The organism is Gordonia humi (assembly GCF_014197435.1).
In the GTDB taxonomy this organism is placed as follows: Bacteria; Actinomycetota; Actinomycetes; order Mycobacteriales; family Mycobacteriaceae; genus Gordonia; species Gordonia humi.
The window spans coordinates 1,012,482-1,036,688 of the sequence record NZ_JACIFP010000001.1; the positions used below are offsets into that span (position 1 = coordinate 1,012,482).

Below are 24,207 nucleotides of genomic sequence, written 5' to 3' on the forward strand. Positions count from 1 at the left end.
AGGGGCTGTTGTACATGTCGGACGGGGAGGCGGGCGATTTCGCCCTGCGACTGGACGAGCTGTTTAGAAACCTTCCGGGACCGGACGGTCGGCCGTACAGTGCGAAGACCATCGCGCAGCGGGCGGCCGATCGCGGATACCGCATCGGTGAGTCGTATCTGAGCCAGTTGCGCTCAGGAAAGGCGAGGTCGCCGTCGTTCCGGACCGTGGAGGGGCTGGCGGCGGCATTCGACGTGGACATCCGACACTTCCTCACCGATGAGGACTCCCGTCGCACCCGGGACGAGATCGAGCAGTTCCGCGCCATGGCCGATCCGGAGGTCCACCGGGTCGCCAAGCGGCTGGCCGGACTGCCGAAGGAGACGATCGCCGTCGTCGACGAACTCGTCGACGTGCTCCACCGACGACGAGGACCCGCCGCCGCGTCCGACCTTCACCTGGTCGACGACGCGGTCTGACGGGCCCCGGGTGCGTGCGGTCTACCGCGGCGCCATGCGCAGAGCGCCGTCCATCCGGATGGTCTCGCCGTTGAGGTAGTCGTGGGCGACGATCATCGCCGCCAGGTCGGCGTATTCGCTCGGCTCGCCGAGACGCTGCGGGAACGGGATGCCCGCCGACAGGGTCTTCTTGAACTCGTCGGTGACGCCGTCGAGCATCGGCGTGTTGATGGTCCCCGGCGCGATCGTGCAGACGCGGACGCCGGCGCGAGCCAGGTCGCGGGCAGCCGAGATGGTCATGGCGTGCACGCCGCCCTTGGACGCGGTGTACGCGATCTGACCGATCTGACCCTCGAACGCCGCGACCGACGCGGTGTTGATGATGACGCCGCGACCGTTGTCGTCGTTCACCGCCGACTCGGCCTGCATGCGGTTGGCGGCCAGGCGCATCACGTTGAACGTGCCGACGAGGTTGATCTCGATGATCTTGCGGAACAGGTCCAGCGGGTGCGGGCCCTCCTTGCCCAGGATGCGCGAGGCCCAGCCGACGCCCGCACAGTTCACGGCGACGCGCAGCGGCAGACCCGCCTCGACGATCTGATCGATGACCGCCTGCACCTCGTCCTCACTGGTGACGTCGGCGGCGACGAGGTTCACGCCCTCGACCTTCTCTGCCTTGTCGATCGAGGGCTGCAGGTCGATGCCGAAGACGGTGGCGCCTTCGGCGGCGAAACGCTTGGCGGTTGCAGCGCCCAGCCCGGAGGCGGCGCCGGTGACGATGACGGCGGAGCCGGTGACGTCCATGCGATGAGTCCTTCTCTTCTGACGGCGGCCGGATGCGGCCCGGTCAGTGGTGACTCTAACCCACCATGCCCGAGCGATCGATCGGTAGCTCCGTCTGCGGCGTCGGCGGCGTAGCCCCCTGGTCGTTCTTCTCGCTGGTCGCGACGCCTCCGGCGGTCGGGCCCGCCATACCGGTCGCGCCCATCGACTCCGCTCGAGAGAGTCGGAGGCGAGACCGCCGCCGGTTCGTCGCCACGATCCACCAGACGCCGACCGCCACGATCAGAACCACCGCGACGAGGGTCGCGGCCGTGACGAGAGCGGAGGCGCCGATCAGTCCGTCGACGATCAGCCAGATGCCGAAGGCGAAGAACAGCACGGCCGCGCCCAGCGCGATGGTCCGCTCCGGAAGGTGTCGTCCGAGGACCCGTCCGACGACGATCGCGAGGGCGTCGGCGGCCACCATGCCGATCGTCGAACCGATCCAGACGCCGAGCCAGTCGTGATCGGCGGCCAGCGTGATCGTCGCCAGCATCGTCTTGTCGCCGAGTTCGGCGAGCAGGAACGCCGACATGACCGCCAGGAACACCGACCCGCCGATGCGACCCGCCTTCGACGATTCGTCGTCGTCGAGTTCATCGCCCCGGACGGTCCACAGCCCGAACACGATCATCGCCAGCCCGCCGACGATCGCGAGCAGGTCGGTGGGGATCGACAGTCCGAGGAAGTGCCCGAAGAACACCGACGCGGCGTGGACCAGTGTCGTCGCGGTCAGGATCGCCGTCAGCACCACCCACCAGCGGTAGCGGAGTGCGAACGTCATCGCCATCAGCTGGGACTTGTCTCCCAACTCGGCGACGAAGATGACGGCGAAGCTCAACGCCAGTGCAGCGATCATGACCACAGGTTAGGGGGACCTGTGTCCCGGACTCAACACTCGGAGAATCCGCGAAATCGCAGGTGGGGAGGCCGCACGAGACTGTTCGGTCCACCTGAATCCACAGTCCGGGTCACCTCGGCGAACGTCGGTATCGCATATGCCAGGCACAATGGTGCAGTGATCTCCCCTGCTGTCGACGTCCGGAGCGCCCCGACCGGGCCCCTCCGGCCGATCGAGATCGCGTCCATCGCGATCTTCAGCGGCCTCACCGTCGTGCCCGCCGTCATAGTCGCGGTGGTTCCGATGGCGGCCGCTCTCGGATTCCTCGCTCCGGTCCCGATCGCGCTGCTGGCCGCCCGCACGCGGCTGCGCGCCGTGGTCGCCTCGTTCGTGACCACGGTCGCGGTGACCTTCGCCGTGGCCGGGCTCGGCACGGCGGTCGCGGTCGCGGCCACCGCCGTCGTCGGCGGTCTGGTCGGCGAAGTGCGACGGCGCGGCGGGGGAGCCGCCGTGCTCACCGTCGTCGCGGTGATCGCGGCGCCGGTGATCGCGGGCCTCACCGTCGGGCTCATGTGGATTCTCGCTCCGCTACGGCGTCTGGGCCTGGAACTGTTCGACAATGTGCTGACCGGTCTGGCCAAGACGGTCCGCGTGATCCGGCTGGGCGGGGTCGCCGACGCCATCGAGAACTTCTCCGGCAACGTCGTCGACAACTGGTGGCTGTGGATCTGGATCCCCGGCGCCATCGGAACATTCGTGACGATCCTGGTGGCCGGTTGGATGCTCGGCAAGATCCTCGATCGGCTCGCCGAGGTCAAGCTCGACGACACGCTCGAGGCCGCGCACACGATCGACGACGTGACGCCCGGACCGCTTCCCATGCGCGCGGTCGGGGTCGGCTACCGGTATCCGGGCACCGCGCGCGACGTGCTGACCGGAGTCGACCTGGAACTGCACCCGGGCGAGTTCGTCGCGATCGTCGGCGCCAACGGCTCGGGCAAGTCGACGCTCGCGAAGATCCTGGCCGGTGTCGATCCGACGATCGGCGTCGTCGACCGGCCCGGGGCGCCGGGTCTGGGACGTGCGGGCGGCACGGCGCTCGTCCTGCAGCGGCCCGAAGCGCAGATGCTCGGCTCCCGTGTCGCCGACGATCTGGTGTGGGGTCTGCCCGACGACGTCTCGGTCGACATCGACGGACTCCTCGCCGAGGTCGGTCTCGCCGGACTCGGCGACCGTGAGACCTCCGATCTGTCCGGCGGGCAGCAGCAGCGTCTGGCGGTCGCGGCGGCGCTCGCGCGCGGACCGCGTCTGGTGATCGCCGACGAGGTCACCTCGATGGTCGATCCGGCCGGTCGGGAGGATCTGATCGCGATCCTGGCCGAACTGCCGCGCAGGCACGGGATCACCGTCGTCCTCATCACGCACCGCGACTCGGAGGCGCGCGCCGCCGACCGGATCGTCCACCTGTCCGAGGGTCGCGTCGTCGCCCACCATCCCGAGTGGATGCGCCCGGAGAACACGGCGCCCGCGCTGGGATCGACGTCGCTCGGCGGCGAGCCGCTGCTCCAGGTGACCGGTGTCGCGCACACCTATCTGCAGGGCTCCCCCTGGGAGGTCACCGCGCTGCACAGGGTGAACCTGCGGGTCGACCGCGGCGACGGTGTGCTCATCGTCGGCGGCAACGGTTCGGGCAAGTCGACGCTCGCGTGGATCCTCGCCGGACTCACCGCTCCGACCTCCGGCGACGTGCTGCTCGCGGGCGAGCCGGTCCGGGAGAACATCGGCAGCGTCGGACTCGGCTTCCAACACGCGCGACTACAACTGCAGAAGGTCAGCGTCGGCGACGAGATCATGGCCGTGGGCGGCGAGAACGTCGGGACCACGGAGGTCGGGCGCGTGCTCGATCTGGTGTCCCTGCCGCGCGAGTTCGCCGCGAAGCGTGTCGACTCGCTGTCGGGCGGGCAGATGCGCCGCGTCGTCCTCGCCTCGCTCATCGCCTCCGAGCCGGATGTTCTCGTGCTCGACGAGCCGCTGGCCGGTCTGGATCCGCAGGCCCGCGAAGAGGTGCTCAACGTGTTGGCGTCGCTGCGTGTGCGGGGTGCGACGATCGTGATCATCTCGCACGATCTCGAATCGTTGGACCGAGTGTGCAACCGCCGTGTGGAACTGGTCGCCGGCGTGCTGGAAGGCGGTGTGTGACATGCAGATTCCCATGCTTCGTCAGATCCCCGGCGACTCGCCCGTCCACCGTCTGTGGGCCGGGACCAAACTGATCATCGTCCTGCTGCTGGGACTGATGACCTGGATCCTGCCGTCGTGGCCCGCACTCGGCTACGTCGCGGTCTGCATGATCGTGTTCGCGCTGGTCGCGGGCATCCCGGTCGGGGCTCTGCCTCGTCCGCCGTGGTGGTTCTGGGCGCTGATAGCGGTGAGTGTCGCCTGGTCGTGGATCGCGCGCGGGTCCGACGGCGGTCTCACCGCGCTGCGCGCTGCGCTGCTCGGACTGATCGTGCTCGCCATGTCGGTGTTGGTCATCTGGACGACGCCGGTCGCCGAGCTGGCGCCCGCGATCGCCGTTCTGATGCGTCCGCTGCGCTGGTTGCGTCTGCCCGTCGACGAATGGGCGGTCACGATCGCGTTGTCGTTGCGCGGCCTGCCGCTCCTCGTCGAGGAGATGCGGCTGCTGTGGGCGGCGCACAAGCTGCGCCCGAAGTCGAATTCGGCCTCCGGTCATCCGTCTGCCGAGTTGGGGGTCGTCGACATCATCGTCGCCGCGATGTCGTCGGCGATGCGACGTGCCGCCGAGATGTCCGAGGCGATCACCGCGCGCGGTGGAACCGGCCGGTTGACGGCGTACCCGTCGCGACCGGGTCGGATGGACGCTGTCGTGCTGACGGTGTTCGTCATCGTCTCGGCGGGGGCGGCGACGGTCGGTGTCCTGTTCCTGTAGGAGCGGTTCGGAGAGACTCGTGCTGGTCGACGGCGATGCCGCCTGAAATACGGGTCGTCTTGTTCAACGAAAACTCCATTACTCGGTGAGGGGCCGACTGTCGGCGCCATCGAGGCTAAGCGGCGGGGAGGTGTGCGCGCGTCGCCCGAAGCAGGTAAAGACGCAGGTAGGCGTAGTCTGAAGCGATGAATCTGCGCCGTCGACACGGCACAGGTCGCATTCGGTAGGGGAGGACCGGAGATGAACTCGTGGAGATACGTGCGGCAGTACCTGGTCGGCGTCGCGGTGTGCGTGCCGGTCATGGCGGTCGCTACCTGGCTTCTCGACGTCGGCTGGTCGGGGCTGCCGCTGGCCGGGGTGATCGCCGTACAACTCCCGATCAGCGCCTTCGTCACCGACTACGGCCGCGAACCGACGTCGCGGGAGCGTCGTCGACTGATGCTGCCGTGCATGGCGGTGTTCGTCGTACTGGAGGTACTCGCGCTGGGCGTCGGTGAACTGGTCGCACCGGCGTGGACCGGCGCGTTGATCGAGGGCGTCGGCGGCCTGTTCCCGGGTGTCGCGCTGATCATGCTCGGCATGCACCTCGTCATGATGTGGCTCTGGTTCCGATTCATGCCGAAGGTCGTCGTCCAGGTGACGGCGAAGAAGAACGCCGAGCGTGCCCGCCGCCTCGGCGGCTGACCGCAGAGAGCAGGATCGGTCAAGCGTCGGACGGCGTCGACGTTCGATACTTGAACACATGACCGATCCACTCCATCGCCTGCTCGACGCGGTCCTCGACGACTCGCACGACGGCCTCGACGAGATGGCGGCGGGCGCGTACTCGTCGCCGTTCCACTTCGCGCGGTCGGTGCGCGCGGGGACGGGGGAGTCGCCCGTGGCCCTGCGACGACGTGTACGGCTCGAACGTGCGGCGTGGCGACTGCAGCGCGGGGCGTCGGTCACCGACACCGCGTTCGCCGCCGGATACTCCTCGGTCGAGGGCTTCTGTCGGGCCTTCGCTCGCGCCTACGGGCATCCGCCGACCGCGATGCCCGCCCTCGGCCGCGCCGGACACTGGCTGCCCGCACCCAACGGCATCCACTTCCACGGCCCGACGGTGCTGTACGTCGACTCCGGGGAGGACTCCGCCGGCGACGTCCTGACGCTGCAGGTACGGCACGACGTGGCCGACATCGGCGCGCTGCTCGACGCCGCCGCGAGCCTCGACCGCGACGCACTCGGCACGATCCGACTGCCCGGCAGCGCACCGCGGCACTGGGACGGCCCGGATGAGAGTCTCGCGCAGGTGCTCTGGCACCTGGTCGCGAGCAAGCGGCCGTGGCTCGCCACGATCGACGGCGAGTCGATGCCCGATATGACACCCGTGCACGATGTCCGGACGCTGACCGAGATGCACACCGAGACCTCTGCACGCTGGCTGGCGATGGTGCGCGACGTCGATCGACGTCGGGGCTGGGCGGACTGGATCGTCGACGCCCTCTGCGATCCGCCGGAGTCGTTCCGGCTGGCGCAGATCGTGGCGAGCGAGCTGACGTTCTCGGCGCACCGCCGACTGCTCGCGCGGTGGATGCTCGCCGACGCCGGTGTCGACGTGACCTCCGACGACCTCGACCCGGACCCGATCATGTGGCAACGCCGCACCGACGAAGGAGAACAGCCGTGACCGGCTACGTCTACTACACCGCATCGACGCTCGACGGATTCCTCGCCGACGAGAACGACTCCCTCGACTGGCTGCTGACCCAGCCGATCGACGACGACGGACCGTTCAGCATCGCCGATCTCATGGCCTCGACGGGAGCGATCGTCATGGGCGCGACCACGTATCGCTGGGTGGCCGACCACATCGCCGCGAGCGGCGAACCGTGGCCGTACACCGACCATCCGACATTCCTGTTCACCCACCGGGAGGTGGTGCCGATCGATCCGTCGATCACCGTCGTCGCCGGGACACCCGCCGAGTATCGCGGCGCGCTGGAGGACGCCGCCGGATCTAAGAACGTGTGGGTCGTCGGCGGCGGAGATCTCGCCGCGCAGTTCGCCGAATCATCGATGCTCGACGAGATGGTCGTGTCCTTCGCCCCCGCGACCGTCGGATCGGGCCGACCGCTGTTCCCACGCGCCTTCGACTTCGAACTCCTCGAGACCGCGCGGAACAAGGCGTTCGTCATCGGGCGGTATCGGGTGGTGGGTCCTCGGGTATGAGGCGCGCGGCCCGACGACGTGCGTAGCACGGTGCTCGGGACTCTGCCGACTCGTGGATCGTCGCGAGACGACGGCAGCGCAGACACCGACGGCGGCCGCCCAGCAAGGGGCGACCGCCGTCGGCGTCAGTACGAAGGGAAGATCAGGCGGGGACGATGAGTCCGGCGCCCTGGGTCTTCGCGCGGGCGAGGCGCTCGGTGGCGTCCTCCCAGTTCACGATGTTCCACCAGGCCTTGACGTAGTCCGGCTTGACGTTCTGGTAGTCGAGGTAGAAGGCGTGCTCCCACATGTCGAGCATGACGACGGGGATCAGCGCGGCCGAGGTCTGGCCGCTCTGGTCGGTCAGCTGCTCGATGACGAGACGCTGGCCGATGGTGTCCCAGCCGAGGATCGCCCAGCCGCTGCCCTGCAGGGTGGTGGCTGCCGCGGTGAAGTGCGCCTTGAACGGCTCGAAGCCGCCGAAGTCGACGCCGATCTGCTCGGCCAGATCACCGGTGGGCTCACCGCCGCCGTTGGGCGACAGGTTCTTCCAGAAGATCGAGTGGTTGGTGTGGCCACCGAGGTGGAACGCGAGGGTCTTCGACAGGTCGAGAGCCTTGCCCGCGATGGAGCCGTCGGCGCGGGCCTCGGCCATCTTCGCGATCGCGGTGTTGGCACCGGCGACGTAGGTGGCGTGGTGCTTGCTGTGGTGCAGCTCCATGATCTTGCCGGAGATGTGCGGCTCGAGGGCGCCGTAGTCGTAATCGAGATCGGGCAGGGTGTAGTCAGCCACGATGGTCCTCTCTAAGTCTTTGGGAAAGATCCGTACTGGGTCCAGTAACCAGATTTCCCCACAAGGGTGGTTATTGCAACAGATCTGCTCACGCGACTGTTCGGAGCACACGGAGCCGTCGTCGCGTCGTAGCCTGGACGGCATGAGCATCTTCGACCGACTCCTCGCCGCATCCGCAGTCAAGACCGCGATGGTTCCCCGCGACAAGGCTCTCCCCGGTCGAGACACGCCGATGCCGTTGCGCGACAAGCACCTTGTCCTCGGCCACCCGATGCGCGGCGCCGCCGACGCCGACGGCGGGTTCGGCCCGGCGGGGATCGGCGACTGGGGAGACGGGCTGGAGGCCGTCGTGCTCGCCGGCGGATGCTTCTGGGGCGTGGAGGAGATCTTCTGGCAGCAGCCGGGCGTCTACACGACGGCCGTCGGCTACGCGGGCGGCTATACGCCCAACCCGACCTACGAGGAGACGTGCACCGCGCAGACCGGGCACACCGAATCGGTGCTCGTCGTCTTCGACCCGACGCAGACCTCCCTCAAGACGCTCATCGAACTGTTCTTCACCTCCCACGACCCGACGCAGGAGATGCGGCAGGGCAACGACATCGGAACCCAGTACCGGTCGGCCGTCTACGGGCTCGACGACGAGGCCACCCGCCTGGCCGTCGCCACCGCCGAGCGATTCCAGCCCACGCTGACCGCCGCCGGCTACGGGTCGATCAGCACCGAGATCGTCCCCCTCGCCGACGCGGGCGACGGACACTTCTACTACGCCGAGGACGTCCACCAGCAGTATCTGTACAAGAATCCGAACGGCTACCGCTGCCATGTCAGCACCGGGCTCGCGTTCGGAGCCTGATGCCGCGCACCCTGACGTTCGAGCAGTGGAACCGCACCCTGCTCGAACGCCAGCATCTCCTCGAACGGATCGACGACGACGTCGTCGAAGTGGTCGACCGGCTCGTCGGACTCCAGTCGCAGGATCCGCAGGCCGCGTTCTACGGGCTCGCCTGCCGCGTGGAGGGGTTCGATCCGGCCGACCTCGACGATCTGCTCGTCGACCGCGAACTGGTCCGCATCACCCTGCAACGCGGCACCGTCTTCTTGATGGACGGTCTCGACGCACGCTGGATCCGCGAACTGGTCCAGCCGTCCATCGACGCCGCCGCCCGCACCAATCACGGCAAGCGACTCACGGGCGTGACACCGGACGAGGTCGTCGCGCACGCTGCGGAACTCCTGTCCGGTGGCGAACCGGTCCCCGGTGCGTCGCTTCGTGACGGACTCGCCCGCCGGTGGCCCGACGAGCCCGCAGCCGATCTCGCCGCGGTGGCCCGGCTGCGGCTTCCGTTGGTGCAGACGCCGCCGCGCGGACTGTGGCAGCGCTCGGGCGCGCCGTCGTACCGGCTGCTCGACGACTGGATCGGTGCCGGAGAACCCGCCGTGAGCGGCGACGACGCGTGCAAAGACCTGATCCGCATGTATCTGCGCGGCTTCGGTCCGGCCACCGTCCGCGCCGTTCAGACGTGGTCCGGGCTCACCGGACTCGGTCCGATCATGGCGGCCATGGAAGCGGATTGGGAGCTCACCGAACTCACCGGACCGCACGGGGAGAAGCTCTACGACCTGGAAGGCCTGCCGATCGCATCGGGCGACGAACCCGCTCCGGTGCGCTGCGTCGCCCCGTACGACAACCTCCTCGTCGCCAACGCCGACCGCGTCCGCGTCGCCGACCCGGCCCTGTACGCGAAGCTCGCCACACCTAACGGCCGGTTCCCGGGGTTCGTGCTGGTGAACGGACTCCTCGCGGCGACGTGGACGCCGACCCCCGATGGAATCGAACTGGTGGAGCTGCGCGATCTCACCGACGGCGAGCGACGCGACGTCGAACGCGAGATCGCGGCCGTGCGCGAACTGCGCCTCAGGCGCCCGTCCGAGGATTCCGCTGCGAGATGAAGTAGTGGCGGCCGGTCGGGTCGGCCATCATGACCCGATCGACGCAGCGAGCGACGACGGCCGCACCCCAGTCCTCGTGACGTTCGATCTCCTCGGCGAGATCGGTCGCGGCGACCTCCAGGTAGGTGGCCGGCTCGGCGACCTCCGACCGCACGAGCAGCACCTGCAGGGCGAGTGCCGGATTGCGGGTCAGCCCGACGCGGTCGGGATCTCCTCGTCCGGGCATAGGATGCCCGGTGAGTGCCTCCCAGAACGCGACCTCGGCGTCGAACAGACGTGACGGTACGTCGAAGCAGATCTGGTCGATGATGCTGATGGTTCCGCCCGGCCATCGGATGGGACGGGCACGCGTGTGCTCTCCGCCGTCCGGGACCAGACAGAACACGCCGCCGCCCGGCGACCGCAGGACGCAGTGCGTCGCATAGTCGGCGATCAGGGAGGCGCCGAGCGCCACCGCCTCGGCGGATGCGGCCACCGGATCGCCGACGTGGATGTCCAGATGTATGCCGCCCGGGCCGTCGTCGACGCGCTGCACGCGGAGGTGCGCGTCGCCGTTGAACGGTTCGAGGGTCGCGAACTCCTGGTTCTCACCGCGCGGCGGCGAGACCGTGCTACCGGAGATGGCACGCCAGAACGTGACCTCCGACCCGAAATCCGGGGCGGGAAAGTCCAGATATGCGGTCAGCCATTCCACATGCACTTCTCAAGTGTAAGCAGCACCGCCCCGCGCAACGGTGTCCGTAGCACAACTCGCGACCCCTCCTTGAGAGTTTCGCTCGGCGTGTTATCCCCACGTTGTCCACACCTGTGAATGTGGATAACTCGGGTCGATTTCGGGTGTCGAACCGGTGTCGCAGATCTCAACACGGGGCGAATCGGGCGAGAAAATGAGATCCACGGCACATCCTGGAGCCCATCTACCTAGGTCTATCCACATTTCCACAGGGTTATGCACAGCCGAGTGGAAGCTGTGAACGAATCCTCGGGCGGTGGTTTGCTGCACTGGATCGGAGCCTTGTGGATAGAACTATGTCGATATGCATAGTTGCGTTTCGGTGGACTCGGCCGGGTGTGGAAACGGCCGATCGCAGATGCCCGGAGAACGGCCCGTGCGTTCGAGGCAGGCACCTGCCGAGCCAGGGTGTGGAAAACTGGGATGTGTGAGTATGGGCGACATCGAGACCGTGGCGGTCACCGACCTCCCCGACGACTTCACCGACGACGGGGATCGAATTCTGCTCGACGTCCGCGAGGACGACGAATGGGAGTCGGGTCACGTCCGCGGCGCACTGCACATCCCGCTCGCCGAGGTGCCCGCGCGCATCGACGAGATCGATCTCGACCGCGAGCTTCTCGTGGTCTGCCGTACCAGCGGCCGTTCGTACCGGATCATGGAGTACCTCCTGATGCGCGGCATCGACGGCGCCGTCGTGACCGGCGGCATGGTGGCGTGGCAGGGTGCGGGAAAACCCGTCGAGACCGGAGCGGGCGAGCAGTGAACCTCGACGTCTGCCCCGCCTGCCGTATCCAGGCACCGCACCGCGAGGGGCGCACCGTCTGTCCTCGGTGCGGTGGCAGGCTGGTCCAGACCGATGCGCGGGGAGCCGTCGCCGCCTCGCGCGGCCATCAGCAGCCGCCGATGCCGCGACCGCAGCAGCAGCGCCGTCCGATGCCCCGTCCGGCGCTGCGTTGGACGGCGCACCGCCCGGCAGAGGCCGTGCCCGCTCCCCGGCCGCCCCGCGGCCGCGCGCCCGGGCCCACACCGTCGTACGCGACGATCCCCGGCTGGGGGCTGATCGATGCGCCTCGCGCGGCCGAAGTCGACGCCGATCCGGTGCCCGAAGCGACGCAGGCGTTCACCGGAGCCCTGCGCATCGCCGGTCTGTCACTCGCCGCGGCTGCGGTGGTCCATGCCGTGCGCTACATCGTGGCCGTGGTGAACCGCACACGGCCGATCCCGGCGTGGATCGACTGGCTCACCGGCGTCGCGGTCTTCGTCTTCGGTCTGATGGCGCTGGTCGCGGTCGTGATGACGCTGATCGCGTTCGGCCGGTGGGTCCGCAGGCTTCGCGTGCGTCAGTACGCGCACGCGGGTTTCGTAGACCCGCGCAAGGCTCTCTGGGTGTACGTCCTCTCGATCGTCCCCCTGGTCAACGTTGTCGGTGCGCCGTGGCTGCTCCACGAGTCGGCCGCGATCGGCGGCCCGGATCCCCGGTCGCTCCGGGTACGCATGCGGCTGGCGGGCGCGTGGGCGATCGTGAACGCGGTGGCCGTCGTCGCCGTCGCGTATCGGATCGCCGCGTGGACCACGGATTCGCTGCAGGTCGACGCCGACGGGTTGGCGCTCGTCGTCCTCACGTTCGCGGTGTCGGCAGTCTTCGCCCGGTGGTCCATCCGCCGTTTCGAGGTCCTCTCCGGCGTCGACGCCGACGAGGAGACCGCACCGGTACGACGATTGGTTGCAGTATGAGTTCCCCTGAAGTCTCGCGGTCCGGAAAGCCGGCCGTCGTCGCGCATCGGGGCGCTTCCGGCGAGGTCGCCGAGCACACCCTCGGCGCCTACGAACTGGCGTTGGAGCAAGGCGCGGACGGACTGGAGTGCGACATTCGGCTGACTGCCGATCACCAACTGGTCTGCATCCACGATCGGACCATCGAGCGGGTGTCCGACGGGGTCGGCGCTGTCAGCGAGATGACCCTCGCGCAGCTCCGCGAACACGACTTCGGCTCCTGGCACAGCGGGACGCCCGCGCAGGTTCTCACCCTCGACGAACTCCTCACGCTGACTCTCGACTGGCACCGACCGGTCCGGTTGTTCATCGAGACCAAGCATCCGGTCCGCTACGGCAGTCTCGTCGAGACGCAGCTGCTCGAGAAGCTCCACGAGTACGGGGTCGCGACGCCGCCGTCCGCGGACCACAGTCGCGCCGTCGTCATCTCGTTCTCCTCGGCCGGGGTGTGGCGCATCCGACGCAGCACCCCGATGCTGCCGACCATCCTGTTGGGCGACAGTGCGCGCATCATCGGCGGCACCGCGGCCACCGCGGTCGGCGCGACCGGGGTCGGTCCGTCGGTGCAGACCCTGCGCACGCACCCGGAACTCGTCGATCGCGCGGCCGCGTCCGGCCGCGTCACCTACTGCTGGACCGTCGACGACCAGGAGGATGTCCAACTGTGCGCCGACCTCGGCGTCCGCTGGGTCGCGACGAACTATCCCGCGCGTGTGCGCGACTGGCTGGTCACCGCCTACTGATCGAGCCTCCTTCTCCTCTGCTGGCCGAGCCTCCTTCTGTCGGTCGAGCCTCCTTCTGTCGGTCGAGCGGAGTCGAGACCTGTCTGCACGCGACCCTGCGTTGATCTCGACTTCGCTCGATCGGCAGGTGGTGGTCGATCGGCGGGTGGGGGTCTCGACTTCGCTCGACCGGCGGGGAATGAGATATTGGACCCATGGGTAAGAAGAGCAAGCGCGGTACTCCGCGCGAGGGCAGCAACCGTGCCGAACGCGTAGCAGCACGGAAGGCGCGGCAGGCGGCGTCGCTCGCTGCGCCGGTCCGTCCGTTCGAGGGGCTGGCCGCCGAGTGCGACCTGGTCGCCATGCAGACGTTCATCGCGTCGGGCACCGCGCACCTCCCGTTCGCGCCGGGATTCGATGCGAAGCACCCCGTCGACCTGGCGACGGTTCTGGCCGGGGCCGTGTTCGCGGACGTCCGCACCGACACCGACGGAGTGCGCGGATACGCCGCGCTGCAGACCGATCCGCAACCCGAGGACGGTCGCGCGTCGCTGACGTCGGCGATAGCCTGGGCCGCGGCGGGTGCTCCCGGTGACCAGTACGACGCCGAGCCCACCGATCTCGCACTGACCGACGTCATCGATCCCGCAGCGTCGATCGAGATCACCGTCCACGAGAACTTCGACTGGTGGTTCGCGGCGGACCAGACGCCGGATCCGCAGATCAAGGCGATGCTGGAACGTGCGAACGACACGATACTGCCGACCGCGCGACTGACACCCGCGAGTGGCATCGGCGCGCCGTGGTGGGTCGACGCGGGCGAGAAGGCGCATCTGCGCTGGGTGCGTCCGGAAGACGAGGACACGCTGCTGAACGCACTGGCCCGCGTTCACGCCGCCGGATCGCTGACGCTCGGCGCCGGCTCGCGTTTCGCCGGCGTGTTCCGCACCCACGGACTGCTGGTGCCGGTGTTCGACCTCGACGTCGAAGCCCACCACGCCGAGTGGAAGGCCGGTCTGGACACCTTCGACGAGGCGCTCATCGAGGCCCTCGCCGACACCTCCGAGCTCACCGGAGCCGAGCGCGGCTCCAAGGCGGGCATCATCGCCCGCCAGGTGACCATCCGGTAGGAGCGCCGCACCGACGGCCGGGTCGAGCGCCGCTCGACCCGGTCCGGAAAGGCCCCTACAGGTTTCCGCCCGCGGCGGCCGGTTCGGCTGGATCGGTGCCGCCGCCCGCCGCGTTGTTGAGCTCGCGCTCGACGAAGTTCTCCAAGTCGAACAGGTTGCCCTTGGCGCGTTCGGCGATGGTCTGCAGCGTGGTCATGCTGGCGACCTCCTCGACCTGCTCCTTGAGGAACCACTGCATGAACTGCTCGCCGAGGTAGTCGCCGCTGTCGCGGGCCGAACTGGCCAGGGCGACGATCTGCTCGGTGACCTGCTTCTCCTGTGCGAGCGCCAGGGCGATCGGCTCCTGGTAGTCGGCAAACTCGGTGATCGGTGCCTCGGCGGACGGGATCCGGACGTCGATGTCGCGGTCCAGGAAGTACTGGACGATCATCATCGCGTGGTTGCGCTCCTCGACGGCCTGCTCGTAGAAGTGGCGGGCCATCTGGGGCATGTCGTGGGCGTCGTACCAGACGCCGAGGGCGATGTACTGCTGAGACGCCGAGAACTCGTTGCTGATCTGGTCGTGGAGCAGCTCTTGAAACTCGCTTCGCGTGTCCGTCATGGTGAAAGATTAGCCGCCGAGCGGGGAACCGTCCGAACCACTGAGCAGTTCGTCGGGGACCTGCACGCCCTTGCTGACGTACTCGAAGAACTTCTTCGTGGTGTCCCCGGGGATCAACGAATCGCCGTCGTCGGTGATCTCGTCGCCGTCGGCGGGCACCGTCGTCGTGATCGGATCGCGCAACTTGTAGGCCAGCCACGCCAGATTCCACAAGTGGTCTCCGTCGGCGACGGTGACCGCGTCCACTGCGCCGTTTGCGAACGGAACCAGCTTGAACGGGTTCAGCAGCACTCCGGGGCTCGTGGCCTTCGCCATCAGCGCCGACATGAACTTCCGCTGGTTCACGACACGTTCGAGATCGGCGTTCGGGAAGGCTCGGGTGCGGACCAGGCCGAGGGCCTGCGCCCCGTTCAGCGTCTGGCAGCCCTTCTTCAGATTCAGCCCGGCCTTCGGGTCGTGCAGCGCGCGGTTCAGACACATGTCGACGCCGCCGACCGCGTCGACCACCTTGTCGAATCCGCCGAAGCCGATCTCGATGTAATGATCGATATGGACGCCGGAGAACTGCTCGATGGTCTGCACCAGCAGTTGCGGGCCGCCGGTGTTGAACGCCGAATTGACCTTGTGGCTGCCTTGACCGGGAATCGGGAGGTACAGATCGCGCGGGACACTGATCAGCATCGGCTTCCCCGATGTCGGCAGGTGCGCCAGCATGATCGTATCGGTGCGTGCACCGTCGCTGTCGCCGGTCGCGAGCTTGTCCTTGTCCTGCTGACTCAGCCCCTCACGAGAGTCGGTGCCCACGACGAGCCACGTGGTGCCCGGTGTGTCGCCGATGCGTCCGGCGTAATCGGCGAGCGCATCGACCCGGTGCAGTTTGGAGTCGAAATAGAACAGCAGTCCGACGGGGGTGAGGACCAGCAGCAGCAGAATCACGAGCAGGATCCGTCCGATCCGCCGCGGACGCCGCCGACGTCCCGCTTTCGACGCGGGCGGGGGCGTCGGACGCTTCGGCGGAACCGGTCCCGGTGCGGGACGCCCGCGCGGTCGATTCGGCGGTGCGGGCGGTGGCCCGGACGGACGCCGCCGATCCTGCGGCGGGACCGGCTGCGGCTCCTGCCGCGGCGCGTAGCCGGGGCGGCCGCCCTGCGGCGACGACTGTCCCGGGGTCTGCGACCACGCCAACGGCGGCCGGTACGACTGATCACCGGGATCGCGGGAAGTCGGTCCGCCCGACTGCCGAGGCGGCTGACGCCGGGGATCGCGTGGCGCCTCGCCGCGGTGTTCACGTGGCGGCTCGCCGCCCGGACGACGCGGCGGGCGCCGCATCATCGGCGGCTCGGGCTGGTCGTTCATCCCGGCCACCTTACTTTCGGTACCTGAAAGGGAGCTGGGTCAGCGCGGAGTCAGGACGTCCACGCCGACGAAACGCGCCAGCTCCTCGGGCAGCTTCACGGTGCCGTCGGCCTGCTGGTGATTCTCCAGGATCGCCACCAGCCACCGCGTGGTCGCGAGCGTGCCGTTGAGTGTGGCGGCCGTCTGCGCCTTGCCGTTCTCATCGCGGTAGCGCACCTGCAGACGCCGAGCCTGGAACGTGGTGCAGTTCGACGTCGACGTCAGCTCGCGGTAGGCGTTCTGCGTCGGAACCCAGGCCTCGCAGTCGAACTTGCGCGCCGCCGAGCTTCCGAGATCGCCGCCTGCGACGTCGATCACCCGGTAGGGCACGTCGATCGCCGCGAGCATGTCCTTCTCCCAACCCAGGATCTTCTGGTGCTCGGCCTCGGCGTCCTCGGGCCTGCAGTAGATGAAGCCCTCCACCTTGTCGAACTGGTGGACGCGGATGATGCCGCGCGTGTCCTTGCCGTACGAGCCCGCCTCCCGTCGGAAGCAGGTCGACCAGCCCGCGTACCGCTTCGGGCCGTCCGACAGGTCCAGGATCTCGTCGGCGTGATATCCGGCCAGCGGAACCTCCGACGTGCCGACGAGATACATGTCGTCTGCCTCGAGGCGATAGACCTCGTCGGCGTGCGCACCGAGGAAACCGGTGCCCTGCATCACCTCCGGGCGCACCAGCACCGGCGGGATCATCAGGGTGAAACCGTTCGCGGTGGCCTTCGCCGCCGCCATGTTGAGCAGCGCGAGCTGCAACTGGGCGCCCAGGCCCGTCAGGAAGTAGAAACGCGAACCGGACACCTTGGCCCCACGCTCCATGTCGATCAAGCCGAGGTGCTCGCCGATCTCCAGGTGGTCCTTCGGATTCTCGATCTCGCGCGGGGTGCCGACGTGCTCGAGAACGACGTAGTCGTCCTCACCGCCCGACGGGGTCTCGGCCGAGACGATGTTCGAGATCGCCCGCTGGCACGAGGCGGCGGTCTCCTCCGCCTCCTTCTGGCGGGCGACGGCGGCCTTGACCTGATCGGCGAGATCCTTGCCGCGGGTCAGAAGAGCGGTCTTCTCGTCGCCGGAAGCCTTCCCGACCTGCTTGCCGAGCGCCTTCTGCTCGGTGCGGAGGCTGTCGGCGTCGGCGATCGCGGCGCGGCGATCGGCGTCCGCCTGCAGCAGCCGGTCGACGAACTCGGGGTCTTCGCCCCGGGTGCGCTGCGAGGCGCGGACGAGGTCGGGATCTTCGCGCAGGAGCTTCAGGTCGATCACACGAAGAACCCTACCTGGGCGTGTCCGCGCGTCGTGCGACGACATCGATCCGACCGACCAGGCATGATGGATGCGATGACTTCCGACAACGACCATCGGGGCGACGGCGACGAGCCGTCGTTCGATGATGATGCCCAGGCGGCGTCATACGCCACCGGCGATGACGTTGCAGCGGACGCCGACCAGTTCACCGACGTCGACCCCGCGGCCGCCACCGCCGCGCTGCCGTACACCGACGCCGAATACGACGACGATGACGCGGACGACTTCTATCCGGACGAGTTCGACCAGGACGAGTTCGACCAGGACGAGTTCGACCAGGACGAGTTCGACCAGGACGAGGACGAGCCGGGGGACGGGGAGCGCGATCGTCACGGGGGCCCGCGTCATCCGCTGCGCCTGGTGCTGCTGACGGTGCTGATCGGCGCCGTCGCCGCGGGCGGTGTGTTGTGGGCACGAGACGGCTTCGTCGACCACAACGGTGTCGCGACGACGGTGATCGGTGAGGGGAACGCACCGGTGGAGAACGACTTCACACGATCGCAGCCCGGCGACTGCCTGCAGTGGAATGTCGCGCAGGCGTCCGAGCCCGCGCTGATCGACTGCGCGGAGCCCCACCGCTTCGAAGTCGCGGGGGCCCTCGACACCGACACGTTCCCGACCTCCGAGTTCGCCTCGAACGCGCCGTGGCCCGGGCCTGAACGTTTCGCCGCCGTGCGCGACGAGAACTGTCCCGCCATCGTCGGACGCTATCTGGCGGGCGGACTCGACCCGCAGGGCCGCTTCTCCACGGGTCTCATGTTCCCGTCCAAGGTCCAATGGGAGCGCGGCGCCCGCGTACTGCAGTGCGGTATCGAGCAACCGGGCGCCGGTGGTGTCCAAGAGGAGTTCACCGGCAAGGTCGCCGACATCGACCAGTCGTTCAGCTGGCCCGCCGGCACCTGTATCGGCATCGACAAGGACACCCGCAAACCCGCGGGCGAGGTGGTCGACTGCAGCGAGCCGCACGCCTTCCAGACCACCGGCGACATCGACCTGTCCCAGCGGTTCGGCGCCCGGAACTCAGGTAAGCCCTGGCCGAGCGCCCGCGAGCAGAACGACTACCTGTCGACGATCTGTCCGACGCAGACCAACAGGTTCTTCGGCAGCGCCGCGAAGTTCGACGAGACCACGCTCAACGTGCAGTGGTCGGTGATCTCCGAGGTCAGCTGGCTCACCGGAAGCCGTCGTGTGGTCTGCTACGTCGCGCTGCCCAGTCGCGGCGGTTTCGCGACGCTCGTCGGCGACGCGCGCGAACAGGTCCTGATCGACGGCCGCGTTCCGGCGCCCGTCGACCAGGGGCCGCCGGGTCGCTCCACCGGAACAGCGGTACCGCTGCCGCCCGGCTACACCCCCGATGACAGGGAGCTGCCCGCCCCTGCGGGATAGTGTCTTCTATGCCCGTATCGATGTCTAAGCGACGTTTCGAGGAACTCGTCGGCGACGCCCTCGACCTGCTGCCGTCCGAATTGACCGACGCCATGTCGAATGTGGTGATCCTGGTGAACGACCGGGACCCGGACAACCCGAATCTGCTCGGGCTCTACACCGGTGTGTCGCTGACGCGGCGCACCAACGAATACTCGGGATACCTGCCGGACACCATCCAGATCTTCCGTGAACCGCTCATGGCGATGTGCTCGACGGAGGAACAACTGCGCCGAGAGGTGGCGGTCACCGTCCTGCACGAGGTGGGCCACCATTTCGGCATCGACGACCAGTGGCTGCACGACAACGGTTGGGGTTGAGGCGGGCACGGCCCGTCAAGCGGCATCGCACACGGGGTCGGGCCCGCGGTGTCGGGTCAGACCCGCGCGGCGGCACCGCTCCGATGGCGACCACGCATACCGACCTCACCCGAGTGCGGCGATCTCCCGTGCGACGTTGTCCCGCGCCGCGGCCTCCCACAGTTCGTGGCCCTGCGGTGACTGGAACAGTCGGTCACGCGTCAGGAACTCGGCGAGCAGGGCTCGGCGCGCCGGACCGAACACCTCCGACGGCACGGCTCGATACTCCTCCCGAACATCGGCGACGTACTCGTCGTAGCGGTCCGGGGACGAGCCGAGCACCGCGAGATCGGCGTCCGACAGGGCGATTCCATTCCGATCGTCGCCCGCCGCGGCATGCGTCTGCGTCAGTTCGACGAGACGAGCGACCTCGTCGCGATCGGTGTCGTCGGCGAGGAGTCGTCGCGCCAGATCGGCCGAGGCGGCCTCATTGTCGGGACTGAGCGGCTTGTACACGGCGTCGTGGAACCAAGCGGCCAACACCACCGGGCGTTCGGCGAATTCCAGTCCGCCGTCGCGCAGTCTCTGCAGGGAGTCGAGCACCTCGGACAGGTGACGCTGACTGTGGTGGCGCCGATGCGGCTCGTTCCACCGCGGCGCCAGATCCGCGGCGACCTCGTTCGGGATCGTCATGTCCATGCGGGGGAGGGTAACGGGTGTGCCCGGGGCGGTCGTTCACTGAGCCGATCCCGAGCGCGAGGCCGTACCGTGCGACGTCGGCGCGGAGGACGCGGAACGTCTCGAGTCCAGTCCAACAGCTGCTCGACGGCAGCACATCGGGCTACCTCGATTCGGTCGGTGCACGCTTTGTGGACACGATCGATGTTGCTCTGTGCCGACGAACTCTCCGGAGCCGGGGTGGTCCGCGTGCGGGACATAGTGTTGCCGCATGGGGAATCTCGACAGTTCTCGCATGTGCGGCGACTCGACGCGTTCGCGTGCCGACCGGAGCATGACGTACGGAACTCTGCCTGCGACGCCGCCGATCGCCGGTGTCGCGCCGTGAGCGGGACTCGGACACGGTCGCAGCCCGACCCCATGCGCGGCATGCTCCGGCTGGGCGTCGCCGCGATCCTCGCCGGAATCGGCATCGGCTTCGTAGGCGGCGGGTTCCGGTGGTGCCTCGACGGGGCGAACGACCTGCGGGGCGACCTCCTCGACTGGGCGAGCCGACTGCCGGGGCCGGGGTGGCTGATTCCCGTCGTCGTGACCGCTGCCGGAGCCGGTGTCGGCACGCTCATCGTGCGGTTCGTCCCGCTGGCGTCGGGCAGCGGTGTGCAACAGGTGGAGGCCGTCGCGCACGGCCTCGACGATCCGCCGCCGCTGCGCGTGGTGCCTGCGAAGTTCGTCGGCGGACTGCTCGCCCTGGGCGCGGGTCTGACCTTGGGCCGCGAAGGACCGACGGTGCACATGGGTGCGGCGATCGGCGCGTGGGTCGGTCGTGTGCTGCGCGTAGACCCCGACGATGTGCGGCTGCTGACCACGTCGCTCGCCGGCGCGGGACTCGGTGTCGCGTTCAACGCGCCCGTCGGCGGCGGTCTGTTCGCACTCGAGGAGGTAGCCAGATCGTTCCGGATCCGGCTGCTGTTGGCGACGATGCTCGGCGTCGGAGTCGCCGTCGGATGCGCTCGGATCATCATCGGCGATTCACCAGACTTCTCGGTGGGGGACGTCGCGGCCCCGTCGGTGGTGATCCTGCCGATCTTCCTCGTGTTCGGTGCGGTGACCGGGCTCATCGGGGTCGTCTACAACCGGCTGATCCTCACTCTGTTCGACGGGGTGAAGCGTTTCGGATCGGTCCCGCCCGAGATCAGAGCCGCGCTGATCGGCGCGGTGGTCGGCGGGCTGCTCGCCGTCGACGCGGACGCGGCCGGCGGGGGCGACACACTGTCGCAGAACCTCCTCGACGGCGCGCACATCGCCCTGCCGACCATCGCGATCCTGCTCGTCGTCCGATTCGTCGTCGGACCGCTGTCGTACGCAACGGGCACGCCGGGTGGTCTGTTCGCTCCGCTCCTGGCCGTCGGAGCGCTGTGGGGCGTGCTGTTCGCGGCGCTGGTGAATCTCGCCGTCCCCGCGGGTTATGACGACTGGACCGTCGCGCTGATCGTCGTCGGCATGGCGGCGTTCTTCGCGGCGGTGGTTCGCGCCCCGATCACCGGGATCGTCCTGGTCATGGAGCTCACCGCCGTCACGACTGTCACGGTTCCGATGTTGATCGCCACGGCTGCAGCGGTAGCGGTGGCGAACGCCGCCGGGTCGCCGCCGATCTACGACTCCCTGCGCCGGAGAATGCTCGCCGGACGGTCGACATCGTGACGAGATCGTCGTTTCGAGTTGCGGCTGTCGTCCGAATCGAGTAACGGTTTTCGGTCGACTATGCTGCTGCGAGTGTTGAGTATGGCCGACGTCGATTCGCGATCCCGACGCACAGGTGTGCGGTGACCGATACTGTTGCCCCGTCGGTGCGCGTACACCGTGTGCGAGTGACCCCGCGCCGACTCGTCGAGAAGCCGGTCGACCTCACCGGTGACGGGATCGGAGCCGAATCGGTCGAACCGTCGGACCGCGTGGTCCTCGTCGAAGAGCCCGTCGATCTGAGCGGCCCGGCGACCCGAACCGTCGAGCAGAGGCCGCTCGTCGAAGAGCCGGTGGATCTGGGGCCGTCGTCCGACGACGCCGCCGCATCGAGCGACGCCGTACCGGCCGCCGAGACCGAACAGTCGGCGCCCTCCGCGGTACGACCCGGCCGCATCCGACGAGCCCGTGCTCTCGACGGTCTGCGGGGCGTCGCGGTCCTGTCGGTGGTGATCTATCACCTGTTCGGGAACGCGATGCGCGGCGGCTATCTCGGCGTCGACATCTTCTTCGTCCTGTCCGGTTTTCTGATCACCTCGCTGTTGGTGCGGGAGTACGGTGCGACGGGCCGGGTGTCGCTCGGCGGATTCTGGACACGGCGAGCCCGCAGGATCCTGCCCGCGGCGGTCACCGTGCTCGTCACGGCCACCGCTGTCGCCGGACTGATCGGCGGCGACGTCGCGGTGAAGCTGAAGGAGCAGTTCGTCGGCTCGCTGTTCTTCGTCAACAACTGGGTCCAGATCGCGCAGTCGCAGAGCTACTTCGCCGACACGACGCCTCGACCGTTCATGCACTACTGGTCGTTGGCGATAGAAGAGCAGTTCTACGTGGTGTGGCCGCTGGTGTTCCTCGGCGTCATGCTGCTGGCTCGACGTCGGCCCGTGCGTGGGCGCATGCTCGTCGCAGCGGTCGTCGCGACCGTGATCGGTGCGGCGTCGGCCGCCGCGATGGTGCTGTTGTATCGGCCGGACGTCGATCCCAGTCGCGTGTACTTCGGCAGTGACACACACGTCTTCGGACTGCTCGCCGGAGTCGTGCTGGCCTTGGTGATCACCACGCCGGCCGCCGACGCAGCCGACTCGTGGCCGCGCCGAATCGGCGCCCGCACGGCAGCCGTCCTGGGGGCGACGGTGGCACCGATCGCCTTCGTCGGGCTGATCGTGATGTTCTTCGTGCTGCCCGACACGTCGCCGCTCACGTATCGCGGCGGGCTGCTCGTCGCCTGCCTGCTGACCGCGATCCTGGTGCACAACGCCGTCCGCGAGGACGGACCGGTCCCGCGGCTGCTCAGCCTCCGCGGGCTGCGCTGGTTCGGCGAGCGCTCGTTCAGCCTGTACCTGTGGCACTGGCCCGCGTTCATCTTCGCCCGGCAGCTCATCGACGGCGGCGGCAACGAGACGACACACAGCGCGGGCTGGGTGATCGGACTCGTGGCGGCCGTCGTCAGCGTCGTACTGTCGGAGTTGTCGTACCGCTGGATCGAGACGCCGTTCCGACGCCTCGGGTTCCGCGGCGTGCTGCGTTCGCTCGGAGGCAACGCTCGCCGCATGGCGCCGTCTGCCGCGGTCGCGGGTGTGCTCGTCGTGGCGATGCTCGCCGGATCTGCGCTGGGCACGAGCCCGGACAAGTCCGAGCTTGAGCAGCAGCTCGACCGCCTCGCGCAGATGCAGCGTGAGGCCAACGCGGCTCCGCCTCCCGCGGCGCCGCCGCGCCGCGGGCTGCCGGCCGGGGCGGAGATCACCGCCGTCGGCGATTCGGTGATGCTCGCATCGTCGGCAGCCTTGAACCGGCGGTTCCCCGGCATCTACATCGACGCCGCCGTGTCCCGGCACTATTCGGGCGCCGAACCCGTGCTCGCCGATCTGGAGGCGACCGGTCAGCTGCGCGAGTTCGTGGTCCTCGGCCTGGGCACCAACGGGCAGGCGTTCCCCGGTCAGCTCACGCGGATGATCCGCGGCCTCGGCCGGGGACACAAGGTGATCCTCGTGGTTCCGTTCGGGCCGGTCGACGGAATACCGCAGGCCGCGCAGCAGCTCATCGCCTACGTCAAACGCCGCCCCAACGTGTATCTGGCGCCGTGGTGCTCCATCGCCGCCGATCACCAGGCCGACCTCGGTGCCGACGGGGTCCACCCCCTCGGTCCCGGCCTGCGTTTCTACGCCGACGCCGTCGAACAGGGGCTGCGTCAGGCGGTGGACGGCCGAGCGGACCCGAGCATCCGGTGCCCGCTGTAGGGGACCGCGGGCGGTCCCGACGACCACTCGGCACTCGCGAATCGCTGGATCGCCGCGCCGATGAGGCCTCCTGGCGAACTCTCCTCGGACCCGATCTGCCGTATGGGACGTCGTTGCTGCTGAGATCCGTCGGTTGATCGGCCGGCGTGGACTAATAGTCCGAACGGTCGCGTCAGCAGACGGATCTCA

The 24,207-nt window shown here is 68.6% G+C and carries 24 protein-coding genes; 16 read left to right on the plus strand and 8 right to left on the minus strand.

The window, feature by feature from the left end; translation table 11 throughout:
* Positions 1 to 14 precede the first annotated feature (14 nt).
* Entirely contained in the window at positions 15 to 458 is a 444-nt protein-coding gene (locus tag BKA16_RS04560; RefSeq protein ID WP_183369556.1) for an XRE family transcriptional regulator, read from the plus strand.
* Positions 459 to 479: 21 nt separating this feature from the next.
* Here the strand turns inward: BKA16_RS04560 and BKA16_RS04565 are convergent, their stop codons facing one another.
* Together BKA16_RS04565 and BKA16_RS04570 are read right to left on the minus strand one after the other, a co-directional pair.
* Positions 480 to 1,241, minus strand: a complete 762-nt coding sequence (locus tag BKA16_RS04565) for an SDR family NAD(P)-dependent oxidoreductase (RefSeq protein ID WP_183369557.1) — start codon at positions 1,239 to 1,241, stop codon at positions 480 to 482.
* 55 nt (positions 1,242 to 1,296) lie between these two features.
* A complete protein-coding gene (locus tag BKA16_RS04570) occupies positions 1,297 to 2,118 on the minus strand; it encodes a TMEM165/GDT1 family protein (RefSeq protein WP_183369558.1) in 822 nt (273 codons plus the stop codon).
* A 159-nt stretch (positions 2,119 to 2,277) separates the two neighbouring features.
* On the opposite strand from BKA16_RS04570, the gene BKA16_RS04575 reads away from it, so the two are divergent.
* The 5 genes from BKA16_RS04575 (at position 2,278) to BKA16_RS04595 (ending at position 7,261) form a co-directional block, all read left to right on the plus strand.
* Positions 2,278 to 4,299, plus strand: coding sequence for an ATP-binding cassette domain-containing protein (locus tag BKA16_RS04575; protein WP_183369559.1), 2,022 nt, complete (start codon positions 2,278 to 2,280; stop codon positions 4,297 to 4,299).
* Position 4,300: 1 nt separating this feature from the next.
* Positions 4,301 to 5,050, plus strand: coding sequence for an energy-coupling factor transporter transmembrane component T family protein (locus tag BKA16_RS04580; RefSeq protein WP_183369560.1), 750 nt, complete (start codon positions 4,301 to 4,303; stop codon positions 5,048 to 5,050).
* 240 nt (positions 5,051 to 5,290) lie between these two features.
* Positions 5,291 to 5,734, plus strand: coding sequence for an ABZJ_00895 family protein (locus tag BKA16_RS04585; RefSeq protein WP_183369561.1), 444 nt, complete (start codon positions 5,291 to 5,293; stop codon positions 5,732 to 5,734).
* A gap of 58 nt (positions 5,735 to 5,792) precedes the next feature.
* Complete coding sequence (locus BKA16_RS04590) at positions 5,793 to 6,719, plus strand: helix-turn-helix domain-containing protein (protein WP_183369562.1); 927 nt, start codon at positions 5,793 to 5,795, stop codon at positions 6,717 to 6,719.
* Complete coding sequence (locus tag BKA16_RS04595) at positions 6,716 to 7,261, plus strand: dihydrofolate reductase family protein (protein WP_183369563.1); 546 nt, start codon at positions 6,716 to 6,718, stop codon at positions 7,259 to 7,261. The genes BKA16_RS04590 and BKA16_RS04595 overlap by 4 nt, the downstream gene beginning before the upstream one ends.
* Positions 7,262 to 7,403: 142 nt before the next feature.
* On the opposite strand, the gene BKA16_RS04600 is transcribed toward BKA16_RS04595, so the two are convergent.
* Positions 7,404 to 8,033, minus strand: coding sequence for a Fe-Mn family superoxide dismutase (locus BKA16_RS04600; protein ID WP_183369564.1), 630 nt, complete (start codon positions 8,031 to 8,033; stop codon positions 7,404 to 7,406).
* A gap of 142 nt (positions 8,034 to 8,175) precedes the next feature.
* Here BKA16_RS04600 and msrA point away from each other — a divergent pair, with 142 nt between their 5' ends.
* Positions 8,176 to 8,889, plus strand: coding sequence for a peptide-methionine (S)-S-oxide reductase MsrA (msrA, locus tag BKA16_RS04605; RefSeq protein WP_183369565.1), 714 nt, complete (start codon positions 8,176 to 8,178; stop codon positions 8,887 to 8,889).
* On the plus strand, positions 8,889 to 9,986 hold the full coding sequence (locus tag BKA16_RS04610) for a winged helix DNA-binding domain-containing protein (RefSeq protein ID WP_183369566.1): 1,098 nt from the start codon (positions 8,889 to 8,891) through the stop codon (positions 9,984 to 9,986). The genes msrA and BKA16_RS04610 overlap by 1 nt, the downstream gene beginning before the upstream one ends.
* Here BKA16_RS04610 and BKA16_RS04615 read toward each other — a convergent pair.
* Entirely contained in the window at positions 9,952 to 10,686 is a 735-nt protein-coding gene (locus BKA16_RS04615; RefSeq protein ID WP_183369567.1) for a VOC family protein, read from the minus strand. The two genes, BKA16_RS04610 and BKA16_RS04615, sit on opposite strands and share 35 nt — an antisense overlap.
* 466 nt (positions 10,687 to 11,152) lie before the next feature.
* Here BKA16_RS04615 and BKA16_RS04620 point away from each other — a divergent pair, with 466 nt between their 5' ends.
* From BKA16_RS04620 to BKA16_RS04635, 4 genes are all read left to right on the plus strand, one after another.
* Positions 11,153 to 11,485: a rhodanese-like domain-containing protein gene (locus BKA16_RS04620; protein ID WP_183369568.1), complete on the plus strand. Its 333-nt coding sequence runs from the start codon at positions 11,153 to 11,155 to the stop codon at positions 11,483 to 11,485.
* Positions 11,482 to 12,456, plus strand: coding sequence for a DUF4328 domain-containing protein (locus BKA16_RS24050; protein ID WP_183369569.1), 975 nt, complete (start codon positions 11,482 to 11,484; stop codon positions 12,454 to 12,456). The genes BKA16_RS04620 and BKA16_RS24050 overlap by 4 nt, the downstream gene beginning before the upstream one ends.
* Positions 12,453 to 13,238, plus strand: coding sequence for a glycerophosphodiester phosphodiesterase family protein (locus BKA16_RS04630; protein WP_183369570.1), 786 nt, complete (start codon positions 12,453 to 12,455; stop codon positions 13,236 to 13,238). Before BKA16_RS24050 ends, BKA16_RS04630 begins: the two co-directional genes overlap by 4 nt.
* A 194-nt stretch (positions 13,239 to 13,432) precedes the next feature.
* Entirely contained in the window at positions 13,433 to 14,347 is a 915-nt protein-coding gene (locus BKA16_RS04635) for a DUF5926 family protein (protein WP_183369571.1), read from the plus strand.
* A gap of 55 nt (positions 14,348 to 14,402) precedes the next feature.
* On the opposite strand, the gene BKA16_RS04640 is transcribed toward BKA16_RS04635, so the two are convergent.
* From BKA16_RS04640 to serS, 3 genes are read right to left on the minus strand one after another with little or no spacing between them, the layout of a single operon-like run.
* Positions 14,403 to 14,948, minus strand: coding sequence for a ferritin (locus BKA16_RS04640; protein ID WP_183369572.1), 546 nt, complete (start codon positions 14,946 to 14,948; stop codon positions 14,403 to 14,405).
* 9 nt (positions 14,949 to 14,957) lie between these two features.
* Entirely contained in the window at positions 14,958 to 16,304 is a 1,347-nt protein-coding gene (locus BKA16_RS04645; protein WP_246371650.1) for an LCP family protein, read from the minus strand.
* Between the two features lie 39 nt (positions 16,305 to 16,343).
* Positions 16,344 to 17,600 (minus strand): serine--tRNA ligase, encoded by a 1,257-nt coding sequence (gene serS / locus BKA16_RS04650; protein ID WP_183369573.1) that lies wholly within the window; start codon positions 17,598 to 17,600, stop codon positions 16,344 to 16,346.
* Positions 17,601 to 17,675: 75 nt separating this feature from the next.
* On the opposite strand from serS, the gene BKA16_RS04655 reads away from it, so the two are divergent.
* Both BKA16_RS04655 and BKA16_RS04660 read left to right on the plus strand, forming a co-directional pair.
* Positions 17,676 to 19,028, plus strand: coding sequence for a septum formation family protein (locus tag BKA16_RS04655; RefSeq protein ID WP_183369574.1), 1,353 nt, complete (start codon positions 17,676 to 17,678; stop codon positions 19,026 to 19,028).
* Positions 19,029 to 19,036: 8 nt separating this feature from the next.
* Positions 19,037 to 19,387, plus strand: a complete 351-nt coding sequence (locus BKA16_RS04660) for a metallopeptidase family protein (RefSeq protein ID WP_183369575.1) — start codon at positions 19,037 to 19,039, stop codon at positions 19,385 to 19,387.
* Positions 19,388 to 19,492: 105 nt separating this feature from the next.
* Here the strand turns inward: BKA16_RS04660 and BKA16_RS04665 are convergent, their stop codons facing one another.
* Entirely contained in the window at positions 19,493 to 20,065 is a 573-nt protein-coding gene (locus tag BKA16_RS04665) for an HD domain-containing protein (protein ID WP_183369576.1), read from the minus strand.
* A gap of 399 nt (positions 20,066 to 20,464) precedes the next feature.
* Here BKA16_RS04665 and BKA16_RS04670 point away from each other — a divergent pair, with 399 nt between their 5' ends.
* Entirely contained in the window at positions 20,465 to 21,745 is a 1,281-nt protein-coding gene (locus tag BKA16_RS04670; RefSeq protein WP_183372894.1) for a chloride channel protein, read from the plus strand.
* A gap of 122 nt (positions 21,746 to 21,867) precedes the next feature.
* Positions 21,868 to 24,018, plus strand: coding sequence for an acyltransferase family protein (locus tag BKA16_RS04675; protein WP_343067280.1), 2,151 nt, complete (start codon positions 21,868 to 21,870; stop codon positions 24,016 to 24,018).
* Positions 24,019 to 24,207: the final 189 nt, after the last annotated feature.